This is a genomic window from Enterobacter sp. 03-F-07-AD-ECC (assembly GCF_047530935.1).
Taxonomy (GTDB): domain Bacteria; phylum Pseudomonadota; class Gammaproteobacteria; order Enterobacterales; family Enterobacteriaceae; genus Enterobacter; species Enterobacter cloacae.
The window spans coordinates 24,112-48,564 of sequence record NZ_JBLKBZ010000006.1 but is presented as its reverse complement, the minus strand read 5'-3'; the positions used below and the strand labels follow the sequence as shown (position 1 = coordinate 48,564).

General features: G+C 56.1%; 20 protein-coding genes. 9 read left to right on the top strand and 11 right to left on the bottom strand.

Features of this window, described 5'->3' with window-relative positions; translation table 11 throughout:
- The first annotated feature begins 83 nt into the window (after nt 1-83).
- The 3 genes from ACMWKA_RS11310 to ACMWKA_RS11300 are packed head-to-tail and all read left to right on the top strand — an operon-like array spanning nt 84 to nt 6,587.
- Complete coding sequence (locus tag ACMWKA_RS11310) at nt 84-1,430, top strand: SrfA family protein (protein WP_414760227.1); 1,347 nt, start codon at nt 84-86, stop codon at nt 1,428-1,430.
- 4 nt (nt 1,431-1,434) lie between these two features.
- Nucleotides 1,435-4,416, top strand: a complete 2,982-nt coding sequence (locus ACMWKA_RS11305) for a virulence factor SrfB (RefSeq protein WP_414760226.1) — start codon at nt 1,435-1,437, stop codon at nt 4,414-4,416.
- Nucleotides 4,413-6,587 (top strand): virulence factor SrfC family protein, encoded by a 2,175-nt coding sequence (locus ACMWKA_RS11300; protein WP_414760225.1) that lies wholly within the window; start codon nt 4,413-4,415, stop codon nt 6,585-6,587. The genes ACMWKA_RS11305 and ACMWKA_RS11300 overlap by 4 nt, the downstream gene beginning before the upstream one ends.
- A 56-nt stretch (nt 6,588-6,643) precedes the next feature.
- On the opposite strand, the gene ACMWKA_RS11295 is transcribed toward ACMWKA_RS11300, so the two are convergent.
- The 10 genes from ACMWKA_RS11295 to ACMWKA_RS11250 form a co-directional block, all read right to left on the bottom strand.
- Complete coding sequence (locus tag ACMWKA_RS11295) at nt 6,644-7,399, bottom strand: alpha/beta fold hydrolase (RefSeq protein WP_214453040.1); 756 nt, start codon at nt 7,397-7,399, stop codon at nt 6,644-6,646.
- Nucleotides 7,400-7,485: 86 nt separating this feature from the next.
- Complete coding sequence (locus ACMWKA_RS11290; protein ID WP_013096478.1) at nt 7,486-7,659, bottom strand: GhoT/OrtT family toxin; 174 nt, start codon at nt 7,657-7,659, stop codon at nt 7,486-7,488.
- 285 nt (nt 7,660-7,944) lie between these two features.
- A complete protein-coding gene (locus ACMWKA_RS11285) occupies nt 7,945-8,115 on the bottom strand; it encodes a hypothetical protein (protein ID WP_414760224.1) in 171 nt (56 codons plus the stop codon).
- 292 nt (nt 8,116-8,407) lie between these two features.
- The gene (gene patD / locus ACMWKA_RS11280; protein WP_414760223.1) at nt 8,408-9,832 is read right to left on the bottom strand and encodes an aminobutyraldehyde dehydrogenase; all 1,425 of its coding nucleotides are present in this window, start codon (nt 9,830-9,832) and stop codon (nt 8,408-8,410) included.
- Between the two features lie 24 nt (nt 9,833-9,856).
- Entirely contained in the window at nt 9,857-10,663 is an 807-nt protein-coding gene (locus ACMWKA_RS11275) for an ABC transporter permease (protein WP_029882932.1), read from the bottom strand.
- Nucleotides 10,653-11,597 carry an ABC transporter permease gene (locus tag ACMWKA_RS11270; RefSeq protein ID WP_013096475.1) on the bottom strand — a complete coding sequence of 315 codons (945 nt, stop codon included), beginning with the start codon at nt 11,595-11,597 and terminating at the stop codon, nt 10,653-10,655. The genes ACMWKA_RS11275 and ACMWKA_RS11270 overlap by 11 nt, the downstream gene beginning before the upstream one ends.
- Before the next feature lies 1 nt (nt 11,598).
- Nucleotides 11,599-12,612 (bottom strand): ABC transporter ATP-binding protein, encoded by a 1,014-nt coding sequence (locus ACMWKA_RS11265; RefSeq protein ID WP_414760222.1) that lies wholly within the window; start codon nt 12,610-12,612, stop codon nt 11,599-11,601.
- A gap of 17 nt (nt 12,613-12,629) precedes the next feature.
- Nucleotides 12,630-13,775 (bottom strand): putative ABC transporter substrate-binding protein YdcS, encoded by a 1,146-nt coding sequence (ydcS, locus tag ACMWKA_RS11260; RefSeq protein WP_151347538.1) that lies wholly within the window; start codon nt 13,773-13,775, stop codon nt 12,630-12,632.
- 273 nt (nt 13,776-14,048) lie between these two features.
- Entirely contained in the window at nt 14,049-15,458 is a 1,410-nt protein-coding gene (locus ACMWKA_RS11255) for a PLP-dependent aminotransferase family protein (RefSeq protein ID WP_129327308.1), read from the bottom strand.
- An 82-nt stretch (nt 15,459-15,540) separates the two neighbouring features.
- Entirely contained in the window at nt 15,541-15,729 is a 189-nt protein-coding gene (locus ACMWKA_RS11250; protein WP_020689184.1) for a hypothetical protein, read from the bottom strand.
- Between the two features lie 392 nt (nt 15,730-16,121).
- On the opposite strand from ACMWKA_RS11250, the gene ACMWKA_RS11245 reads away from it, so the two are divergent.
- From ACMWKA_RS11245 to hslJ, 4 genes are all read left to right on the top strand, one after another.
- Complete coding sequence (locus tag ACMWKA_RS11245; RefSeq protein ID WP_178328816.1) at nt 16,122-17,522, top strand: cytochrome ubiquinol oxidase subunit I; 1,401 nt, start codon at nt 16,122-16,124, stop codon at nt 17,520-17,522.
- Nucleotides 17,522-18,532, top strand: a complete 1,011-nt coding sequence (cydB, locus tag ACMWKA_RS11240) for a cytochrome d ubiquinol oxidase subunit II (RefSeq protein WP_038419539.1) — start codon at nt 17,522-17,524, stop codon at nt 18,530-18,532. The genes ACMWKA_RS11245 and cydB overlap by 1 nt, the downstream gene beginning before the upstream one ends.
- A complete protein-coding gene (locus ACMWKA_RS11235; RefSeq protein WP_013096467.1) occupies nt 18,532-18,660 on the top strand; it encodes a DUF2474 domain-containing protein in 129 nt (42 codons plus the stop codon). Before cydB ends, ACMWKA_RS11235 begins: the two co-directional genes overlap by 1 nt.
- A gap of 127 nt (nt 18,661-18,787) precedes the next feature.
- A complete protein-coding gene (gene hslJ, locus ACMWKA_RS11230; protein ID WP_013096466.1) occupies nt 18,788-19,225 on the top strand; it encodes a heat shock protein HslJ in 438 nt (145 codons plus the stop codon).
- Here hslJ and ACMWKA_RS11225 read toward each other — a convergent pair whose 3' ends face one another.
- On the bottom strand, nt 19,226-19,492 hold the full coding sequence (locus ACMWKA_RS11225; protein ID WP_013096465.1) for a DUF333 domain-containing protein: 267 nt from the start codon (nt 19,490-19,492) through the stop codon (nt 19,226-19,228).
- Nucleotides 19,493-19,700: 208 nt separating this feature from the next.
- On the opposite strand from ACMWKA_RS11225, the gene ACMWKA_RS11220 reads away from it, so the two are divergent.
- Nucleotides 19,701-20,585, top strand: coding sequence for a hypothetical protein (locus ACMWKA_RS11220; protein WP_414760221.1), 885 nt, complete (start codon nt 19,701-19,703; stop codon nt 20,583-20,585).
- A 183-nt stretch (nt 20,586-20,768) separates the two neighbouring features.
- On the top strand, nt 20,769-24,293 hold the full coding sequence (gene nifJ, locus ACMWKA_RS11215) for a pyruvate:ferredoxin (flavodoxin) oxidoreductase (RefSeq protein ID WP_060578395.1): 3,525 nt from the start codon (nt 20,769-20,771) through the stop codon (nt 24,291-24,293).
- Nucleotides 24,294-24,453: the final 160 nt, after the last annotated feature.

Sequence of the window (24,453 nt, the reverse complement as noted above, 5' to 3'; positions counted from 1 at the left end):
GCGCTTTTAGCGTCTCTTCCTCCGTTTGTTTGCTTTCCGGTTTCGTTAAAGTAACGGTGTGAAGAAGTATATGGGATCAAATCGTGGCAAAAACTCTTTTACGCAGCGGTAATCTGGATGATTTTCAGGCCGTTGGCGGCGGCGGACAAGCCGTTTTTGAATCAGCGTTGCAAATACGTGAAGCACTCCGGTTGCGCAAACAGCAGGCCATTGTCGACTGTCTGGCCATTCCGCAGGTCAACGACGGCGGTGACCGCGTGGACTGGTACTCCCCGGTGGAAGGTAGCGTCACCAGCTGGAAAACGGCCAATGAAGATGACCGTTTTCGCGCCCTACGCTATCTGGAAAACACTCTTGCCAGCGTCGAATCGCTGAGTAAGAAATGCCTCCAGTCGCCTAAAACCGCACAACAGCTTTTTGGCTCCTTGCTGTCGAAAGCCTTCCAGTTCCCGAGCGAAAATTTCCTTTATCTGGTCGACGGTAAACCGGTCATTGCGTTCTGGGGATTTGTAAACCTGAACGAAAATGCACGCGATGACGTACTCGACTGCCTGCGCGAATCGCTGATCCCTGAGCCCGCGCCGGTGGTGATTGAAGATCCTGAACCGGAACCTGAACCGACCCCGGCCGTCACCTTTGAACACGCTGACGAACCTTTGATCGCCCCGGCCACGGTAGTGCGCATTACGCCTGAAGCGCTGTATGAGCCTGAGCCCGCACCCGCCGTTGCGCCGCCTGTTGAAGAGCCTGCTCCTGCGCCCGTCGTGAAAAAGAGTCGCGTGCCCTTATGGTCGCTGCCGGTTGCCGCTGTGATCGTTGCCGCCATTGCCGCCCCGCTGCTGTGGCCAAAACAGGCCCCTTCGGCAGAGCCCGTGCCAGCCGCCGCCCCGGCACCGCAACCCGTGGCGATTGCCCCAAAACCAATTAAAGCGGTTGAACCACTGGCGATGAACCTGCCGCTGCATCAGGCTGAGGTGGTAGAGAATAAAGCGAAGGAACCCGATCCCGCTCCGGTGTCTGCCCCGGTGGTGATTGCCGCGATCCCGAAAGATGCCATGGTCATGGAGGCCGGTCAGGTTAAAGCGGGCTTGACGCGTTTCCTGAACGGCACCTGGCGCGCCATTCTTGACGTAAAAGATCCGGTGACCGGCAAACCGCCGTCACTGCGCTATCAGATCCAGAACAACAAAGGCTTCGCCCGTGTTGTGCATGGCGATAACGTTGTGTGCCGCGTAGAGGTTTTCTCCGGCCTGCACAGCAATGGCGAGCTGATGATTAAGAGTCGCGGCAATGCACGCTGCACTGACGGTTCCCGCTACCCGATGCCGGAAGTCTCCTGTAAAGCAGGCACCAGCGACGTCGCCGAATGCAATGCCCGTTATGATGCAAAAACCGTCGTTCCACTGACGTTTAAGAAAGCAGGTGCCTGATCCTATGCTGGTAAATCTTTGCGACTATAAACAGAGCGTTACGCTTATTGCCAACAGCGGTGTACAGTTCCTCGATTTCGGTCTGACCCCGCAGGACACCGCCAGCAACGGGCGTTTCGTGCGTAAAACCGCGAACGGCCCGCTTTTGCGCCTTGATTTCGACCTGGTTAACGGGCGTTACACCCTGCCCGGCACGGACGGCGGCCAGCCTGAGGTGGTCAAGCCTGAGACAACCATCGCTCTGCATCAGTCCCTGGCCGTGCTGGATGGCGTCTGGCTCCCCGTTCCGTTCCTGCGCTTCAACCCGCCGCGAACCTTTGTTGACGGCCCGGACAACTGGGCGCGCGTTCAGGTCCGCAAGCTGGAGACGCCGGACACCGCAGGCAACACCCATCGCGTCACCCTCGCCCTCGACAGCCAGATTGCGGAGCATGCCACCTCCGCGCTGTCGCCGGTGGAAAACGATATTCTTAACGGGACCCGCTTCACGCTGGCCTGGCGCGATGCCGAAGTAGAAAATTTCCTCGACCAGACGTGGATAGACGGCTGGCTGCGCGAAGCGTTCACGCAGTACGCCTCGGACGTTGAACACCGTTCAGAACGCGATCTGCAGCAGGCCATGCGCAGCTTTGAGTATCAGGCACACTGGCTGAATGTGCTGACCATGCTTGGTGAACAGCTCACCGTGCCGGAAGTCAAATTTGTCACCCATACGCTCAGCACGCCTGCCATTCCGGTCGATTTGATCCTCGACGTGGGCAACACCCATACCTGCGGCGTGATTATTGAAGATCACGGCGACGCCAACGACGGTCTGCGCCAGACGGCCGAGTTGCAGGTGCGCTCTTTAAGCGAGCCGCAGTTCCTCAATGAGCCCCTGTTTACCAGCCGCCTGGAGTTCTCGGAAGCACGCTTTGGCAAACAGCACTTCTCGGTTGAAAGCGGTCGCGAGGATGCCTTCGTCTGGCCTTCTATTGTCCGGGTTGGCGATGAAGCACGTAAGCTGGCCATGCAGCGTCTGGGGACCGAAGGTAACAGCGGTATCTCCAGCCCGCGTCGCTACCTGTGGGATGAGACGCCGGTGGTGCAGGACTGGCGTTTCAGCCAGATGAACAGCAAAACCCAACGCGAGCCGCTGGCGACCGCGTTCCCGCTGATGAACCTGATGAATGATGACGGCGAACCGCTGTTTACGCTGCCCCAGGACGAGCGTCTGCCGGTTTTCTCCCCGCAGTACAGCCGCAGCACCCTGATGACCCATATGCTGTGCGAGCTGCTGGCACAAGCGCTGGGCCAGATCAACAGCGTCGCCACGCGCTTGCGTCTGGGCTTCCCGGCGTCTCCGCGCCAGCTGCGCACGCTGATCCTCACACTGCCCTCGGCGATGCCGAAGCAGGAGCGCGAGATCTTCCGTCGCCGCATGTTTGAAGCGATTGCCATCGTCTGGAAAGCGATGGGATGGCATCCGCAGGATGAAGACTTTGCCACCCGCAAGCAGCAGGATAAAAGCGTGGTGCCGGTGCCTGAGATCCAGATGGAGTGGGATGAAGCGAGCTGCGGGCAACTGGTCTGGCTTTACAACGAAGCGATCTCCCGTTTTGGTGGTCAGACGGAAGCCTTCTTCGCCTCCCTCGCCCGCCCGGATCGTGAACCCGAGCCTGGTGTCCAGCCGGGTCGCGCGCTGCGCGTCGCCTCTATCGACATTGGCGGCGGCACCACAGATATGGCGATCACCCACTATCAGCTGGATGACGGCTCCGGGAATAACGTAAAAATCACGCCACAACTTCTCTTCCGCGAAGGGTTTAAAGTGGCTGGCGACGACACGCTGCTGGACGTTATCCAGCGCTATGTGTTGCCAGCCCTGCAAACGCAGTTGCAGAAGTCCGGCATTGCGGACGCGTCTCTGCTGATGGCGTCGTTGTTCGGTGACTCCGGGCGTATTGATACCCAGGCGGTATTGCGCCAGCAGACCGCACTTCAGCTCTTTATGCCGATCGGTCATGCGATCCTTGCCGCGTGGGAATCCAGCGACATTGACGATCCGCTGGCCGGTTTGCATGCCACCTTTGGCGATCTGCTGCCGCAGAAGCCGACCCGCAACGTGATGAACTACCTGCAGCAGGCTGTCGACCATGCCCTGCCTGCTGGCTCTGAAGCCTTCGACCTGTTTGCCGTGCCGCTGCATGTGAATTTCCGCGAAATGCAGGATGCGATGCTGGCGGGTCAGTTCACGCTGGCCTCTCCGCTTCATGCGGTGTGCGAAGCGATCTCTCATTACAGCTGTGATATTTTGCTGATCACTGGTCGTCCGGGGTGCCTGCCGGGCGTGCAGGCGCTGATCCGCCATCTCCAGCCCGTGCCGGTCAATCGCATCGTATGGCTGGATAAATACCAGGTTCATGAGTGGTATCCGTTCAGCCAGCAGGGTCGCATCGGCAACCCGAAATCGACCGCCGCCGTGGGGGCCATGCTCTGCAGCCTGGCGCTCGATTTGCGTCTGCCGCGCTTTAACTTTAAGGCGGCCGATATTGGCGCCTACTCCACCGTGCGCTATCTGGGCGTGCTGGATAACACCGTTAACACGCTGCGTGAGGAGAACGTCTGGTATCAGGATATCGACCTGGATAAACCTGGCGCAAAACTCGACGCCCGCCTGCATTTCCCGCTGCGTGGGAACGTCACGCTTGGCTTCCGCCAGCTGGCGAACGCACGCTGGCCGGCGACGCCGCTGTACACCCTGAGTATCAACTCGGCGGAACTGGCCAAAGCGATTGCTGGCGACGGCGTGCTGAACGTGCGGCTTAAGCTCTGCGGAGGCAGCAAGCACGAAGGCCCGGAATCTTTCGAGCTAAGCGACGCCTGGCTGCAGGATGGAACCCCTGTCCCACCAGACGCCTTAACCTTCAAACTGAATACCCTGGCCGATCGCCGTCATAGCGGTAGCCACTACTGGATCGACAGCGGGAGTGTATACCTGAAATGAGTGCAACGATGACCACCACGCAGGCCTTAATCGGGTGGATTAACGAGACGCGCCTGCACGCCCCGGTGCTGGATAACGATGCCGACGCCCTGCTGGCCCGTATCAATGCGGCGCAGGCGCGGGAGCAGGCCATTGAACAGGCCCTGACCCGGCGGAGCAGCATTGGTCTGTATGGCCACTCCCAAAGCGCCAAAGCGCATCTGTTGCTGTCCCTGTGCGGCAACGGTAACGGGCGGCTGAACGTCACCCCCGGGCAACGCACGTTCGACTACTTCTCACATATCAACCCGGGACATGCCCTGACCAACATGGCACTGCGTTTCACCACTGAAAGCGCGGCAGTGGACGATGAGGCTTTCCCGCTACGTCTGAGCCTGGTCACCGAGGCCGAGCTGGTGCAGCTGTTTATTGCCCGCACCACCTTACACCCGCAGATCCGCGCCGTGGATAAGGCCGTTATCGAGACGCGCCTTGAGAAGTGGCGCGGCCTGCGTCAGCCGCAGGGTGTACCGGGCATAACGGCGCAGGAAGTGGGCGCGATTGCCCGCTTCTGGCAGAGCACGGTACCTGCCGCCAGACAGCAAATTGATGATGTGCTGTGGCATCAGTTTGCGCAACTGGTGCCATCGCTTGATCTCACCACCCGGGCCAGCGTCTGGTCGCTCTTGTGGGGTGAGCAACAGGAACTGACCCAGCAGTGGTTAAAGCTCGCCCATGTTCTGCACCAGACCAGCCACGCCAGCGAACTTGCCGCCCCGCTCAGCCTGCTGGTGGATAACTTTGGTCTGCCTGGCGAAGGCTTCCTGACCCATGGCACCTTTACCCTTCCGGACGCTCAGGAGACGCTGCTGCATCCCCTGAACAACGGTGAGATGCTTAATGCCATTAGCCTCCCCGTCGATGTACTGGCATTTCTGACGCGTGAACTGGTGCTGCCTGTCGAGAGCAGCGCGCTGGATAACGTCGATATTATTGATATCCCGGTCTTTGCAGACAACAGCGCCGATCCGCTAAGCCAGGCCAAATGTCAGTGGCTGCTGGAACACTATCGCCAGCAGTTGCAGCCAGATGTGCTGGTGATCTGCAATGCGGCCGCGCAGCACGACCAGACGGCAAAAAAAGCAAAGGTACTGATGAACTGGGTCAAAGAGACGCAGCCTGCGGAGGAATCAGCCCTGCCGGGTCTGGTGTGGGCGATTACGCCTCACGACGCGCGTTTTACCACCCGGCAGAATCTCGATGAAGCAGTCCAGCATCTGCTGGGTAAACCAGGCCTGCGCTGGGGCACGCTGCAGGCGCTGGACAGCCACAGCATGCAGCGCGTCATCGAGTGGCTGTCTCAGGCCACGTTACCTGCCCAGCGACAGAACCGTCTTAACACGCTGAAAACGGCGCTGCGCCAGGATCTGTCGGCTTTAATGCACAGCTATCTGGCACCGCTGGTTGAGGAGCCTGCAGCAAGACGAACTCAGGCCGAGAACATGGTTCGTACCCTGCAAAGCAGCGCTGCCCGCCACGGTGAGTTGCTCGAAGGGCTTCTGCCTCCGCTCAAAGCCTTCGAAACGCTTCTGGCCGTCCAGCAACCGCGCGAGGAGCAGGTCAACGGTCTGTTTACGGATACCATCGATCTGTTTGCCGATAATGCGCAGGAAAGTGCCAGCACGTTCCAGACAAAAGATAAAGCGCGCCTGGCGCATAAAGTGTGGATGAACCATTTGCGCCAGTGGAGTCGCAATGACGCAGCGGCCACACGCCTGGGTCTTGAGCCTGCGGTGTTACAGCAAATTGCCGAGGTTCTGGTGGTCGCCAGCTACCGTCTTAACCTGCCTCAGCAGCTTCAGCGTATTGTCGAAACCGACAAGAGCAGCGCCGCACAGCTGCATGCGGTGATAGGTAATTTCGTTGGCTGGCTGGGTTACGACCAGACGCCTGTTGCTGAACGTCCGGCAAGCCGTATCCGTAAGGGGCAGGCAATCTTTGTTACGCCCGTGGTTAGCAGCGCTGCGCCGCGCCTGACGCAGCTGGGGGAACAACCTGTCCATGCGGCCACCGCATACGTATACGACTGGCTGGTTGCCCTCTATAGCCGGGCAATAGAGAACATTGATTATCAGCACCCGCATGATGTTCAGCCTGACGCACGTCGGGCATTACAGGCTTTAATCATGTAGCAGTCTTTGTTGCCGGGTGGCGCTGCGCTTACCCGGCCAACATTTCGCAACGATAATCACGCCGCCATACATTCCGCTAACGTCTGCGCCAGTGCCGACGGGTTTTCCCACGACATGGAGTGCCCCGCAGCAGGGATGATTTTGACCTCAACGCCCTTCTGCTTCAGGCGCTCCACATCGTCATCCGGCAAAGAGAGCTCGCCAAAAATCAACGTCACCGGGCAAGGCAGCGACAGAAATTGCGTTTCCCAGTCTGGCTCAACGCCCGCCACCAGGCTCGATGCGCCGCGCCAGACAGCATAAGGTGCATTACTTTGGAGGCACCCGGCCCACGCCGTTTTTTCTGCTCGGAGCATGGCCTGATATCCCTGCTCCAGAAACTGCTGTTCCGTTTGTGCGGCAATCGAGCGGCTGAACATCCCACCCCCGGCATGAAAATTGGGTTCCGACACCATCAGCCCTTTAACACGCGAAGCCAACAGCCCCGCCGCTTCAATGGCGATACTGCCGCCCATGCTGTGACCGTACAGCCAGAAGGCATCGAGCTTGAGATGATCCATCAGTTCAGCCACAACGCGGGCCTGATCGGTAGTTTTGTAGCTGTAGTGCTCAGGCTTATCGCTGTAACCGCTGCCGGGTAAATCGATGAGAATCGTTCTGCCCCCGCCAAACTGAGGGTCACGAACGACGCGGGGATATTCATAGGACGAGGCGCAGCCCAATCCGTGGATGAAGACGACGGGATCGCCGGTGCCGGGCAAATCATGCCAGCGGACGGTGCAACCCGCATGTTGCGAGTAAAAACTGTTCATAAGCACTCCTTTTACGATGCACTGTTTATTTATACAGTTATCGTAGCGGGAATGCCATGTTCATCGTTTAAAAATGGAAGCGTGCTTCAGAAAAGCGAGACCAGCAGCGCAACGGGGAAGCTCATCGGCCAGGTCGACCCTACCAGAAACGCGCTGAGCAGGCGGATGCGTTTACGATCTTTAGACAGGAACCAGGTGATTAATGCGCAGATAGAAGCCATGATTGCGTAAAAAACCAACATCTTTTGATACAACGTCATTCTGTATTCCAGAGCCGAAAAAATAACCGCACGCAATATGCGTCATATGTTGATACAGATCAAGTTTTTTCGTTACACAATAACCACTTAAATATTAAGGCTAATAACAAATGAGTATATTGCGTTACAACTATGCCCTGACAAGGATCCGTCTTCGAAAACCATGCATGACAAGATCAAGATTGTAGTTGACTCTTTAATCCCTCTGGCTTCGATGCCCCGTGGTTATCTTCAGGTAACAAAAAACCCCGCTTGAGCGAGGTTTGGCATCTTTTCAATGGTGAATTAAAAAGGAAGCATTGCGCGGATTTCAGTGTGCCAACTATGAAAGGCAGGTAGGTCATCTAATAACCAGAAACCTAAACCAAGTACTGCAGCACTCATCATCATTTGAGCAATAACGTTAAACCAGTATTCAATAGGTTTAGTGTCTTTGTGGATATATTCCTTTCGCATCGTTCCCTTGAAGGTTTAAGTGTAGACACCTCGTCGCAAAAAGATAATCGACTGAACAAGCATAAAGGGGCAGGTCAGAAAAATTGCACATACCGTGAACCAATATTGAAATCCCATTACCTGTCATTCCAGTTGCCGTTTGGGGCCATTATTACACATGTTTATCCAATTCCAGTCAGGATGGCATAATCATCAACCAGGCAGCTCTGCTGAGCACTAATTTTAACGTCAATGGTCCACAAGCAAGCGACTGCAATATATTTTCAATATATTACAGCCACTTAGCTGCATATTAGTGTTTTATCATCACATGCCGGACTACGGTATAATCCTCAAGCCCGTACACCGACATATCTTTCCCATAACCGGATAACTTCATGCCGCCGTGTGGCATTTCGCTTACCAGCATAAAATGGGTATTCACCCAGGTGCAGCCGTATTGCAGACGCGCACTCAGGCGGTGAGCACGCCCCACATCCCGGGTCCAGACGGACGAGGCCAGGCCATATTGTGAATCGTTAGCCCAGGCCAGCACCTGTTCTTCGTCGTCAAATTCAGTGACGCTCACCACCGGGCCAAAGACTTCACGTTGCACAATGGCATCTTCCTGTTTTGCCCCGGCCAGCAGGGTTGGCTGGAAGTAGTAACCCGCTCCCTCTTTTTTACTGCCGCCCGTCACTACGCGGATATGGCTGAGCGCTTTGGCCTCATCCACAGCCTGACAGACGCGCGACAGATGCGCTTGCGAGCTCAGCGGCCCCAGCTCGGTAGAGGCCTCTTCCGGCGCCCCCATCTTCAGGCTGGCCACCGCTGCGCCCAGTTTTTCCACCAGCGCAGCATAAATGCCCTTTTGGGCATAAATCCGGCAGGCCGCAGTGCAGTCCTGCCCGGCATTGTAGAAACCAAACGTCCGCACGCCCTCGACGACCGCATCCAGATCGGCGTCATCAAAGACGATAACCGGTGCCTTGCCGCCCAGCTCCATGTGGGTACGTTTTATGGATGAGGCGGTATGGCCAATGATGTGCTCCCCGGTTGCAATTGAGCCGGTGAGTGACACCATGCGCACTTTCTCATGCCCGGTCAGCGGATCGCCTACCGTTTTTCCGCGCCCGAACAGCACGTTCAGCACGCCAGCCGGGAAAATATCCTTCGCCAGTTCGGCCAGTTTTAAGGCGGTCAGCGGCGTAATCTCAGAAGGCTTGATGACCACGCAGTTCCCGGCGGCCAGCGCCGGTGCCAGCTTCCACGCCGCCATCATCAGCGGGTAGTTCCAGGGGGGGATGGAGGCGACAACCCCGACCGGATCGCGGCGGATCATCGAGGTATGGCCGTCCAGATACTCACCCGCCGCCAGTCCGTTCAGGCAGCGGGCCGCGCCAGCAAAGAACCGAAACACATCGACCACCGCGGGGATCTCATCGCCCAGCGCGCAGTGCAGCGGCTTACCGCAGTTCAGGGATTCGAGACTGGCAAACTCGTCGGCATGCGCTTCAATAACGTCAGCCAGTTTCAGCAGACATTCGGCACGCGTTTTGGGCGTGGTTTGCCCCCACTGTGCGAACGCCCGATCGGCTGCCTGCACGGCCGCGTCGACCTGCGCGGCAGATGCTTCAGCAATCTCCAGCAGAACCTCTCCGGTGGCAGGGTTATAGACCGGCTGTTTTTCCCCCTCGCCACTCACCAGTTCACCATTAATCAGCAGTCGTTTTTGCATAGCATTGTCCCGTTGAAATCAATGTTATTTCCCGCTCCCGGCGCTGTTCTCGCCGTCGCGGGTTAGCCACCAGGCTCCCAGAATGGGGAAGGTTGTCACCAGCATCACCAGCAGTGCGACCACGTTGGTGACCGGCACGTCACGCGGACGTCCGAGCTGGTTAAGCAACCACAGCGGTAACGTGCGCTCGTGTCCCGCGGTAAAGGTTGTGACGATAATTTCGTCAAACGACAGAGCAAACGCCAGCATGCCCCCGGCCAGCAGCGCCGACCCAAGATTGGGCAGGACCACGTAACGGAAGGTTTGCCAGCCATCGGCCCCTAAATCCATCGACGCTTCAACCAGGCTCCAGGAGGTGCGTCGGAACCGGGCAATCACATTGTTAAACACCACCACCACGCAGAACGTGGCGTGCCCGACAACGATGGTAAAAAAACCAGGCTCCAGATTGATGGTTTTGAAAGCGGTCAGCAGCGCCAGACCGGTGATGATGCCCGGCAGCGCTATCGGTAACAGCAGCAACAGCGAAATGGCGTTTTTGCCAAAAAACGCGCTACGCCACAGCGCCGCCGCAGCAAGCGTGCCAAGTACCAGGGCAATAGCCGTCGCTAACGTCGCAATTTTAAGTGACAACGTCACGGAATCGATGATATCGCCACGCCCCGCCGCCACGCTAAACCACTTCAACGTCAGCCCCTGCGGCGGGAAGCTGAAGGCCGCGTCCTCAGTATTAAAAGCGTAGATGGCAATAATCAGCAGGGGGAAGTGGAGGAAGATCACCCCGCCCCAGGCGGCCACTTTCAGGAACAACGGTGCGCGTTCAGAGTGCATCGAATGCTCCCAGACGTTTCACGAACGCCAGATAAAGCGAGATAAGCACAATCGGCACCAGGGTGAAGGCGGCAGCCATGGGCATATTGCCGATGGCCCCCTGCTGGGCATAGACCATATTGCCAATGAAATAGCCAGGCGGGCCTACCAGCTGTGGCACGATAAAATCCCCCAGCGTCAGAGAGAAGGTAAATATCGAGCCCGCCGCGATACCCGGGATCGCCAGCGGCAGAACAACATAACGAAAGGTCTGACGCGGACGCGCACCGAGATCGGCAGAGGCCTGCAACAACGAGGCAGGCAGCCGTTCCAGCGCCGCCTGCACGGGCAGGATCATAAACGGCAGCCAGATGTAGACAAAGACCAGAAACCGCCCCAGCCCGGAGGTCGATAACGTGTTCCCGCCAATCGCCGGGAGCGTCAGAACAGAGACCAGGATCGGCTCCAGCCCCAGATGGCTGAGAAACCACTGCGCCACGCCATCTTTCGCCAGCAGTAGCGTCCACGCGTACGCTTTGACGATATAGCTCGCCCACATCGGCAGCATAACGGCAATATAGAAGAACGCTTTCCATTTGCCGCTGGTGTAACGCGCCATATACCAGGCCATCGGGAAGGCCAGAATGGCGCTGGCGAGGGTGACCGCAATCGCCATCACCAGCGTACGGATGATGATGTCGTAGTTTGCCGGGTTAAAAAGTGCCTGAATGTTCGCCAGCGTCAGGTCCGGCGTCACCGACATGGTGAAATCATCAAAGGTATAAAAGCCCTGCCACAGCAGCGTAAGGAGCGATCCCAGATAGACGATGCCAAACCACATCAGCGGTGCCAGCAGCAGCAGGAATATCCCCAGCGACGGTTTGCGCCAGAAGTGCGCGGTCATGCGGCTTAGGGTACCGCGCGGTGCGGGAGGATGTAAGACGCTCATCGCCATTTCACCCTTCCTCATGCAGGCGGATCATGGCGTCGCGCGGCCATGACGCCAGCACCGCCTGCCCCGGCTCAACGCCGGTGTGCAGTGTGTCCGCGCTGAGATTGGCCTGGCTCACCAGCAGTTTTGCCCCCCCGGCAAGTTTCAGCTCCAGGCGCGTTGCCGCACCCTGATACTGGACAGCCTGCACCACACCTTCAACCTGAACCTCACCGCTCTCATTGAGCCGGATATGTTCCGGTCGAAGCGAATAAGCACCCTCCATGCCGCACACTTTCTGCGCCAGTGCCGCATCGAAAACGTTCGAGGTGCCGACAAAACTGGCCACGAACGGCGTACGCGGGCGCATGTATAGCTCACGCGGGGTATCCACCTGCTCAATGCGTCCGTTGTTGAAAACGGCGACCCGGTCGGACATTGACAGGGCTTCCCCCTGATCGTGGGTCACAAAAATAAAGGTGATCCCGAGTGCCTGTTGAAGTTTTTTCAGCTCGACCTGCATCTGTTCACGCAGTTTCAGATCGAGCGCGCCCAGCGGTTCATCCAGCAACAGCACGCGGGGTTCATTGACCAGCGCACGCGCAATGGCAACGCGCTGACGCTGGCCGCCAGAAAGCTGCGACGGCTTGCGCGCAATGGCAAAGCTCAGCCCGACCTTTTCCAGCGCCTCCTGCGCCAGTGCATGGCGTTTTTTCTTGTCGATGCCTTTGACCATCAGCCCGTAAGCGACGTTATCGAGAATCGACATATGCGGAAACAGCGCGTAGTCCTGGAACACCGTATTGACGTCTCGCTCCCACGGAGGAAGCTCACTCGCTTCTTTACCGAAGATTGTGATCGCCCCGCCGGAGAGTTGTTCAAAACCGGCGATCAGCCGAAGGCAGGTGGTTTTGCCGGAGCCCGACGGCCCCAGCATGGAGAAAAACTCCCCGTCACGAATGGCAATGCTCACCCCATCCACCGCCCGTACGTCGCCGTACAGACGGGAAACGTCATTAAACTCTACCGCGTACGTCATGTTCTGCTCCCGGATGATTAACGGCCACCCATGATGGCGATGTAATCCTGCGTCCAGCGGCTGTAAGGCACATATTTGCCGCCTTCGGCGATCGGAGTTTTCCAGAACTTGATTTTGTCAAAGGCGTCGTAACCGTTGGTTTCACAGCCTTTCTCACCCAGCAGCGTACTGGCCTTACACCCTTGCGCCACCACCGGCAGAGAGCCAAACCACGCCGCCAGATCGCCCTGCACTTTTGGCGTCAGCGACCAGTTCATCCATTTGTAAGCACACATCGGGTGTTTTGCCTGCGCGTGAAGCATAGTGGTGTCTGCCCAGCCCGTGACGCCCTCTTTCGGGAAGACGGTCGCGATCGGCTGGTTTTCGGCTTTCAGGGCATTCGCCTGGTATGGCCAGGCGCTGGACGCCACCACGCCTTCATTCTTAAAGTCGCTCATCTGTACGGTGGTGTCATGCCAGTAGCGGTGGATCAGGGCGTGCTGATCGCGTAGCACTTTCAGAACCGCAGCGTACTGTTCTTCCGTCAGCTGGTAGGGGTCGTTAATACCCAACTGGGGGTGAGTGGCCTTCACAAACAGCGCCGCATCGGCAATGTAAATCGGCCCGTCATAGGCCTGCACGCGTCCCTGGTTGGTTTTACCGTCCGGTAAGTCCTGTTTTACAAACACCACGCTCCAGCTATCCGGCGGTGTCGGGAAGGTTTTGGTGTTGTACATCAGCAGGTTTGGCCCCCACTGATACGGCGTGCCGTAGACGCTGCCGCCCACGTTAAACCATTCACCTTTAACGAGGCGCGGGTCGAGGGTTTTCCAGTTGGGGATGAGTTCCGGGTTAATCGGCTGAACGCGTTTGCCCATAATCAGACGGAGCGACGCATCTCCTGACGCGGTGACCAGGTCATACCCGCCTTTCGCCATCAGGCTCACCATCTCGTCCGACGTGGCGGCGGTTTTGACATTTACCGCACAGCCGGTCTCTTTTTCAAACTGGGTTACCCAGTCATAGTTTTTATCCGTTTGTCCCCGCTCGATGTAACCCGGCCAGGCAATAATATCCAGCCGACCCTCTCCGTCGCCAATCGCTTTCGGTGGCTCGGCGGCTTGCGCGGTCATTATGGCCATACCAAGCGCACACAGGCTGCTGCGGGCAAATTTTTTGCTCATAAACATTACTCCAGTCGCAATGAAAATTTAGCGGCAGCCGTGCCGTAAAAATATCTCCCTCATTAAACGTAGACCGCGCAAATGCCCCGCACCGTGCGGCTTAAGGAAATTTCATCAAGGTGTGACCGAGGGCGCATTCCCCGTTAACTGGATTATAGACAAGGGGTTAGGCGTGAGAGGTGGTATGCAGATTTCGTATGATGCGACGCGGCAAAATGGTCGCCGCGGCGGCAAAAAGATAAGCAATGATTATTTAGCGAGAGACCGGAATCGTTATTTCAACATGCTGCTGATTAATTTCCCTAACTGACTAACGGCCTGCTCTTCCCGCTCTCCCCATGCCCAGGAGGTATTAAAACGGAAAAAGGGTGTCCAGACATCTGAGGTAGAAAACATCTTGCCTGGGGCAATACTGATGTGATGGCGTAACGCCTGTTCGCTTAACAGCCCTGCATCCAGCTGTGCCGGAAGCTCCAGCCACAAAAAGTAGCCGCTGTCGTTATGATGGATTTTGACGCCCGGCGGCATATGGCGCAAAAGTGACTGCCACGCCTGCTGTTTACGCTCGGCCAGCGTACGTCGCAGGCGGCGAAGATGGGCGTCGTAGCGTTTGGTCGCGAGGTAATCCACCAGCGCCAGCTGCATCGGGGAGCTGGTAGAGAGCGTGCTCATCAGCTGAAGCTGCTGAATACGCGGCGCATGTTTACCCGCCGCTACCCAGCCGATGCGAAAACCGGCCACCAGACATTTCGAAAACGAGGAGCAGTGCAGCGTCATGTCCTGACGATCCCATGCTTTCGCCGGGAGCGGCTTTTCACGGCCAAAATAGAGCTCGCTGTAGACATCATCTTCAATCAGCGTGACGTTGTGCCTCGTCAGCAGCGCCACAAGCTGCGCTTTTTTCTCCGGGCTGAGCGTAAAGCCAAGCGGATTTTGACTGTTGGTCATTATCCAGCAGGCCTTGGCCGGGTAGTCATTCAGCGCCTGTTCAAGGGCATTGAGATCGATCCCCTCGCGCACGTCCGTCGCAATCGACAGGGCCTTCAACTTCAGGCGTTCCAGCGCCTGCAGCGCGCCGTAGAAACAGGGGTTTTCGACAATCACCCAGTCCCCCGGCTCGGTCACCGCCTGGAGACTCAAGTTCAGCGCTTCGAGCGCGCCTGCGGTGATCACGATCTCCTCCGGTGAGATATTCATCCCCTGCTGTGCATAGCGGCGGGCAATGGCGTGGCGCAAATCGACATTACCCGGCGGCAGGTTTTCAATCACGCTCATCGCCGTCGCGGTTTTGCTGACGTTTGCCAGCGAGCGGTTGAGTTGCTGAAGCGGGAAAAGACGCGGGTCGGGAAAAGCGGAAGCAAAAGGAACAACCGACGGGTCGCGGCTGGCCTGCAGAACGTCGAAGATATAGGTGTTGATGTCCACCGCTTCGTCGCGCATGACCTGTGCAGGTGGCGCTGGCTGTTGTGCGGTCGGGCGCGAGGCAACGTAATAGCCCGACTGCGGTCTGGCGACAATGCGCCCCTGACTTTCCAGCATCTGATACGCGTGGCCCACGGTCATAAAACTCATGCCGCTGCTTGCCACCTGCTCTCGCAGAGAAGGCAGCTTATCGCCCGGCAACCATACGCCAAGCTCAATCTGCGAGATAATTTGTTGCGCCAGACGCTGGTATTTTTTCATCAGATTCTCCTTAATGCCGACAGTGTATATCAGCAGGAGAAAAAGAGAAGATTTTGCTAACTGTTATGGTTTATGAAATGAATTACTTACGGTACTCGGTCACATGATTGTGTGCGAGACGCGCCGCGGCCAGATGGTCGAGTGTAATCATTGGCGATTTGCAAAAGATGCATTTTGCGCCGAAGGGATTTTTCTCAGACACATCAAAGGCTGAAGTACGGTACTGCGAGCCATGACAGCATGGGCAGCGAAAATGGATATAAGAAGTCATAGGATTCTCCTGTAAACGTAAAAACGTAAATTACTCATGAGCCGATCAGGCGATAATGGTTTGAAACAAAACTAATCGGAATGTAGATAAAGACCCAAGAGAGGCTGCGGAGAGGCACAACGTGATGAGAACTGCTTTATAAAACTACGTCAGATATTTATTTGGACTCAAAACCAGAAGACCATTAACGCACGGTGCCGACGACAAAGCAAGCGGTTTAATGCATAAAATTCATTAAAAAAATATTTTTATGCCCTATAAGGAAGTATATCAGATGGCAAAAGCGTGAAATTTTTGCCAACTGTTATGGTTAAATTTCGCGTTTCTGCGTCTGATAGTCCGATCTGCGCCTCTGTACCATAACAGCACACCGTTTGACATTGAGGCTGTGCATGTTTGGTTTAGATGCTTTTCACCTTGCACGGATACAGTTTGCCTTTACCGTATCCTTCCACATTATTTTCCCGGCAATCACTATCGGCCTGGCAAGCTATCTTGCTGTGCTTGAAGGGCTGTGGCTGAAAACAAAAAATCCGGTCTGGCGATCGCTGTACCACTTCTGGTCCAGGATTTTTGCCGTTAACTTTGGCATGGGCGTGGTCTCCGGGCTGGTGATGGCGTATCAGTTTGGCACTAACTGGAGTGGATTTTCGCAGTTTGCGGGCAGCATTACCGGCCCACTTCTGACCTATGAAGTGCTAACCGCCTTTTTCCTTGAGGCCGGATTCCTCGGCGTGATGCTGTTCGGCTGGAATAAAGTCGGGCCTGGGCTGCACTTCTTCGCCACCTGTATGGTAGCGCTGGGGACAATTATCTCCACTTTCTGGATCCTCTCCTCCAACAGCTGGATGCAGACCCCACAGGGCTATGAGATCGTCAACGGGCAGGTCGTTCCGGTAGACTGGTTTGCCGTGGTCTTTAACCCCTCCTTCCCTTATCGTCTGCTGCATATGTCGATAGCCGCCTTCCTCAGTAGCGCCCTGTTTGTTGGCGCATCGGCGGCATGGCATCTGCTGCGCGGAAACAATACGCCTGCCATCCGCGCTATGTTTTCTATGGCGCTGTGGATGACCCTGATTGTGGCCCCCATCCAGGCAATGGTCGGTGATATGCACGGGCTGAACACCTTAAAGCATCAGCCTGCCAAAATCGCCGCCATTGAGGGGCACTGGGAAAACCCACCGGGGGAACCTACCCCGCTACTGCTGTTTGGCTGGCCAGATATGGAACTGGAGCGAACCCGCTTTGGCCTTAAGATCCCCGCTCTTGGCAGCCTTATCCTGACGCACAGTCTGGATAAACAGGTTCCGGCGCTCAAGGAGTTCCCGAAGGAAGATCGTCCAAATTCCACCATTGTCTTCTGGTCTTTCCGCATTATGGCGGGCTTAGGCATGCTGATGCTGCTGCTCGGCGTGGTGGCGCTCTGGTTGCGTTATAAAAAGCGCGTTTACACCTCGCGCCCCTTCCTGTGGTTTGCCCTGCTGATGGGGCCTTCAGGGTTGATCGCCATACTGGCCGGATGGGTGACCACCGAAGTAGGACGCCAGCCGTGGGTCGTCTATGGGCTTCAACGTACCCGGGATGCGGTATCCGCCCATGGCGATCTGCATATGAGCGTCAGTTTGCTGGCTTTCTTCGTCGTTTACACTTCGGTCTTCGGCGTCGGTTACAGCTATATGGTGCGCCTGATTAAAAAAGGACCTCAGCCTCACGAATCGTTCGCCACCGAGGCCGATGGACGTCCGGCACGCCCGCTTTCCGCAGTTACCACTGGCAATAAGGAGCAGCCATAATGGGTATCGATCTTTCCATTATCTGGTTTGTCATCATCGTCTTCGCGACGCTGATGTATATCGTGATGGACGGTTTTGATCTGGGGATCGGCATTCTGTTCCCGATGACGCAAAACCCGGACGATCGCGATGTGATGGTCAACAGCGTCGCCCCGGTCTGGGACGGGAATGAAACCTGGCTGGTGCTGGGTGGCGCTGCCCTCTTCGGTGCCTTTCCGCTGGCCTACGCGGTGATTATCGATGCCCTCACCATTCCGCTGACATTAATGCTGATCGGTCTTATTTTTCGTGGCGTGGCGTTTGAGTTTCGTTTTAAAGCAACGCCAGCGCACCGTCCGTTCTGGGATAAAGCCTTTATTGGCGGTTCACTTCTGGCGACGTTTACCCAGGGCGTGACGGTGGGTGCCGTCATAAACGGGTTTGCCGTCACCGGGCGTGCCTATACCGGCGGTCCCTTTGACTGGTTTACCGCGTTTAACCTGTTCTGTGGCGCGGGTCTGGTGGTGGCCTATGCGCTGCTGGGCGCCACCTGGCTGGTGATGAAAAGTGAAAATGCCCTGCAACAGCGGATGCGCGAAGTTTCTAAAATGCTCTTAATTGTGCTGCTGGCCGTTATCGCGGCGATCAGTCTCTGGACCCCGCTGGCGCACCCGGCCATCGCCGCGCGCTGGTTTACGCTGCCGAACCTGTTTTACCTGTTGCCGGTTCCGGCTCTGGTCGTCCTGCTGAGTCTGTATCTGTGGCGCTGCCTGAATAATCGGCAAAGCCATAACCGGCCATTTATCCTGACGCTGGGGCTTATTTTTCTCGGCTTTAGCGGGCTTGGGATCAGCATCTGGCCGCATATTATTCCACCGTCGATCACCCTGTGGCAGGCGGCCGCGCCGACACAAAGTCAGGGCTTTATGCTGGTAGGTGCGTTGTTGATCATTCCCGTGATTCTGGTCTACACCTTCTGGAGTTACTACGTATTTCGCGGAAAAGTACAGCATGGGGAGGGTTATCACTGATGCAACAGCCTGTCTGGAAACGATTGCTGTGGCTGGCCATTATCTGGGGCGGCAGCGTACTGGCGCTGGCGGCTGTCAGCATGTTCTTCCGCATGCTGATGACGGCCGCCGGGTTTAAATCTCACTGATCTTGTCCCGGGCAACCGCTGCGTTGCCCGATCTTCTTCCCGCACTTTCAGATAAACCCCATTAACGCCCTGCCGCGTATCGTTACACTGGTAAATGATTCACAGTATTTATAGTTCGAGAAGAAAAATGAAAAAACTCATTGCGTTAAGTGTTATCAGTCTTGTCCTCTCCGGCTGTGTTAATCCGGGTAAAGCGTCTGTTCAGCCGGAGCAGCTTAAGAACCACCGCTTTGTGCTGGAAAATGTGGACGGGAAAGCCGTGAAGGCCACGACAACGCAACCTGAGATCAGTTTTAGCGCGTTGCCCGATATCAGCCTGGTTAATAACATCAGCATTTCCGGCGTGATGTGTAACCGCTTCAACGGACAGGGAAAATTGTCCGAAGGGGAACTTAAGGTTAAAGGGCTGGCGATGACGCGCAAACTCTGTACCGAACCACAATTGAACGAGCTGGATCAGGCCATCGGCGACATGCTGCGCAAAGGGGCGCAGGTCGACCTGACTGAAGACCAGTTAACGCTGGCGACAGCCGACAAAACGCTGATGTTTAAACGCGCTGAATAATCAGTAGCTACCGCAGGATCCAACGGCAAGCGACTGTTCACTGCAGCGTTTGCCGTTTGGCAAGGCGCACATCCCGATCGCAGAGCCATCGAGCTGGCGGGCAACCGACAGTGAGCCACCAATCATCGCGCAATTGGCTTGTCCAGAACTGGACATCGCGGCTTTCATTCCCGGCGTCACATGTGCCGCCGTGGCCTGCTGAACAGGTTCGTTACTACAGGCCGACAGCAATAACGCGGCACACCCTACCCAAAACGCTGAACGCATGCTCTCTCTCCCCCATGAATAATGCGAAACCTATGCATAATAGGCATCACATCCCGTGCCGTCGAGAGCGGAAGTGCGTATTTATGCGCTGCTGAAACAATTTCTCGCAATTTTTTTGGATATTGTTGAACCTGAAGCTGTTGGCAGTATATTACTGCTTTGCTCTTTGGGATTGCGTTAACAGGCTGGTTCATAAGGATAATAATCAATGCCAATTTACAATAAGTCGTTTTGCGTAGCCGTACTCGCGCTGTGTTCTTTTCATGCCCGGGCTGAGCAGTGCTCACCCGAAAGCGTAAACAAAAATAAAACCAATAATTTCATTCTACTGCAACAGCAAAATAATGGAGCAATACCTAAAACGATTGAGACCAGGATTGAGAGTCCGGACGGTTACATCCGTACAACAATAAATGCGAGTTATAACCGCTGTGGCGAACTTCTTGGCGGCAGTATGCTGGAGGTAAAAACAGCAACCTATCCTCAATCTGTTCTTGTGATTACCAGTGCGATAAAACTCAGTAAAGCGGATTACGGCTGGCGCATCCTTGTCGATGGCAAAGGCATCGGAACGGACAAGCGCAACCAAAAATCGACACTGTTATTCCGTCATAATGTTGAAGGTATGTATTTGCTAAACAAAAAAGGGATTATCAGTAAAGCAGTTAACCGCGGCACCATTACTGCCACAACGCCGGGGGAGAAAGATCGAACCAGCATGGGCACCATTCTGTATACGCTCAATACAACAGGGGCTCTTACCCGTTCAGAAAACAAAAGTAACCTGGCGATTGAGAATTACCGCACGGAGTACGAGTACGACACGCATCATCGCCTGACAAAAAGGTATACACCTAACGTCGTGGATGAGTATGTTTACGATGATGCAGGTCGCCAGCTGACCTGGACGAACACCGAGACCTATTACACTATCGAAAAAACGGTGAATACCTGTAAGGAATGGGACACTAACGGGGAATGTATCCAGGCGGATATCGACATCACTATCTCCTCACCAGATAACGACAAAGGCAAGGCTTTTGAGTACAAACATAAAGCAGCCATGACAGCGACTTATGAATACTGGAACTGAATTATTTAAGATTTAGAAGGGTTTTTCGCCAAAAGTTTGATCTACTCATTGATGGTGAGAATACCGAGGACACAAATGCGAAAATCGCAAAATCCGGCCTTTGCTAAAATAAGGGAATAATATTCAGGGTCTGACCAGGTTTACGGACCCCTCTTTTTTTGCGCAATGTAAGGGTGTCGTCCTATGCAAACTATTGACGGTAATGGTGCAGTCGCGTCAGTCGCGTTTCGCACCAGCGAAGTTATCGCCATCTACCCGATTACGCCAAGTTCTACAATGGCCGAACAGGCAGATGCCTGGGCAGGAAACGGGTTAAAAAATGTCTGGGGCGATGTCCCGAGAGTCGTCGAAATGCAGTCCGAAGCGGGTGCGATTGCCGCGGTGCATGGTGCGCTGCAGACGGGAGCGCTCTCCACGTCGTTTACCTCCTCACAGGGATTGCTGCTGATGATCCCGACGCTGTACAAACTGGCCGGTCAACTTACCCCGTTTGTCCTGCACGTCGCGGCACGAACCGTTGCTACCCACGCGCTCTCCATTTTTGGCGATCACTCCGATGTGATGGCCGTGCGTCAGACCGGCTGCGCCATGCTGTGCGCCAGCAGCGTTCAGGAGGCCCAGGATTTCGCGTTAATTTCCCATATCGCGACGCTGAAAAGCCGCGTGCCGTTTATTCACTTCTTTGATGGTTTCCGCACCTCCCACGAAATCAACAAAATCGTGCCGCTGGCAGATGACACCCTTCTCTCGCTTCTGCCGCAGGTGGACATTGATGCCCATCGCGCCCGCGCACTCAACCCGGAACATCCGGTGATCCGCGGGACATCGGCCAACCCGGATACTTACTTCCAGTCCCGCGAGGCGACGAACCCGTGGTACAACGCGGTATATGACCATGTGGAACAGGCGATGAACGATTTCGCTGCCGCCACCGGACGGGAATATAAACCGTTTGAATATTATGGCCATCCACAGGCGGAACGCGTGATTGTGCTGATGGGTTCAGCCATTGGCACCTGTGAAGAAGTCGTGGATGAACTGCTGACGCGCGGCGAGAAAGTTGGGGTGCTGAAAGTTCGCCTTTTCCGCCCGTTCTCAGCGAAACATCTGCTCTCTGCGCTGCCGGAGAGCGCACGAAGCGTGGCCGTGCTCGATCGTACCAAAGAGCCTGGCGCACACGCAGAACCGCTGTATCTGGACGTCATGACCGCACTGGCGGAAGCCTTCAGTAACGGCGAGCGCGAAACGCTGCCGCGTGTCATTGGCGGACGTTATGGTTTGTCGTCCAAAGAGTTCGGTCCGGATTGCGTGCTGGCGGTGTTTAATGAGCTAAGTGAAACGAAGCCGAAACCTCGCTTTACGGTCGGTATTTATGACGATGTCACTAATCTCTCACTGCCCTTGCCGGAAAACACCCTGCCCTCCGGCGCGAAACTTGAGGCGCTGTTCTACGGTCTGGGCAGCGACGGCAGCGTTTCGGCAACCAAGAACAACATCAAGATCATCGGTAATTCCACACCGTGGTATGCACAGGGTTACTTCGTCTATGACTCCAAGAAAGCCGGCGGGCTGACCGTATCCCATCTGCGCGTCAGCGAACACCCTATCCGCTCGGCGTATCTCATTTCGCAGGCTGATTTTGTCGGCTGTCACCAGCTGCAGTTTATCGATAAATACCAGATGGCCGAACGTCTCAAACCTGGCGGTATTTTCCTGCTCAACACGCCGTACAGTGCGGATGAGGTCTGGGCGCGCCTGCCGCAGGAAGTGCAGGCGGTGCTTAATCAGAAAAAAGCGCGGCTTTTTGTCATTAACGCGGCGAAGATTGCCCGCGAATGTGGTCTTGCCGCGCGCATCAACACCGTCATGCAGATGGCGTTCTTCCACCTGACAAACATTCTGCCGGGCGACAGCGCCTTAATGGAACTGCAGGGCGCGATCGCCAAAAGTTACAGCAGTAAAGGCCAGGAATTGGTTGAACGCAACTGGCAGGCACTGGCGCTGGCGCGCGAGTCGCTGTCTGAAGTACCGCTCCAGCCGGTGAATGCCAGCAGCCCGAACCGTCCTCCGGTGGTTTCTGATGCGGCTCCAGATTTTGTTAAAACCGTAACGGCGGCCATGCTGGCGGGGCTGGGCGATGCCCTTCCCGTCTCCGCCCTGCCGCCGGATGGCACCTGGCCGATGGGCACCACCCGCTGGGAAAAACGCAACATCGCCGAAGAGATCCCAATCTGGAAGGAAGAGCTGTGTACCCAGTGCAATCACTGTGTGGCAGCGTGCCCGCACTCTGCCATCCGGGCCAAAGTCGTTTCTCCGGACGCGATGGAATCGGCCCCATCCAGCCTGCATTCGCTGGATGTGAAATCCCGCGATATGCGCGGACAGAAATACGTTCTGCAGGTTGCACCCGAAGATTGCACCGGCTGTAACCTCTGCGTCGAGGTCTGCCCGGCCAAAGACCGACAGAACCCGGATATCAAAGCCATCAATATGATGTCGCGGCTGGAACACGTGGAAGAAGAGAAAGTAAATTATGACTTCTTCCTGAACCTGCCGGAAATCGATCGGAGCAAGCTGGAACGTATTGATATCCGTACCTCACAGCTGATCACGCCGCTGTTCGAATACTCTGGTGCCTGCTCCGGCTGCGGGGAAACACCGTACATCAAACTGCTGACGCAACTGTACGGTGACCGGATGCTGATCGCCAACGCGACCGGCTGTTCGTCTATCTATGGCGGTAACCTGCCGTCCACCCCATACACCACCGACGCCAACGGCCGCGGCCCGGCATGGGCGAATTCGCTGTTTGAGGATAACGCCGAATTTGGTCTTGGCTTCCGCTTAACGGTGGATCAGCACCGCGCACGCGTGATGCGCCTGCTGGATCAGTTTGCCGATAACATCCCTGCCGACCTGCACGCTGCGCTGCACGCTGAAGCCACCCCTGAGGTTCGTCGCGAACAGGTTACGGCGCTTCGTAATGCCCTTCAGGGCGTTGACGGCGCAGAACAACTGGTGACCGACGCTGACGCCCTGGTTGAAAAATCGATCTGGCTGATTGGCGGCGATGGCTGGGCGTATGACATTGGCTTTGGCGGGCTGGATCATGTGTTGAGCCTGACCGAGAACGTGAACATCCTGGTGCTGGATACCCAGTGTTATTCCAATACCGGCGGACAGGCGTCAAAAGCCACGCCGTTAGGAGCGGTAACAAAATTTGGCGAACACGGGAAACGCAAGGCGCGTAAAGATCTCGGCGTCAGCATGATGATGTATGGCCACGTGTACGTTGCGCAAATCTCGCTCGGCGCGCAGCTTAACCAGACGGTGAAAGCGATTCAGGAGGCGGAAGCGTATCCGGGCCCATCGCTTATCATCGCCTACAGCCCTTGCGAAGAGCATGGTTACGATCTGGCGCTCAGCCACGATCAGATGCGTCAGCTGACCGCCACGGGCTTCTGGCCGCTGTATCGCTTTGATCCTCGCCGGGCAGAGGAAGGCAAGCTGCCGCTGGCGCTCGATTCACGCCCTCCGTCAGATGCCCTGGCTGAGACACTGCTGCAGGAGCAACGCTTCCGTCGCCTCAATGCGCAACAGCCAGAGGTGGCTGAGCAGTTGTGGAAAGATGCCGCCGCCGATCTGCAAAAACGGTACGACTTCCTGGCGCAAATGGCCGGGAAAGCGGAAAAATCCACCAGCGAATAATCCCCATGCCCGGCTTGTCCGGGCATTTTTATGCCATAAAAAAAGCCCGGTGTATTCACACCGGGCCAGACCAAATAATCCCTGAGCATCACGTTAAATGAATAAATGATATTCATGGGAATTATGGATAATAATCTTAAAGGCATATAACGGGGCAGAC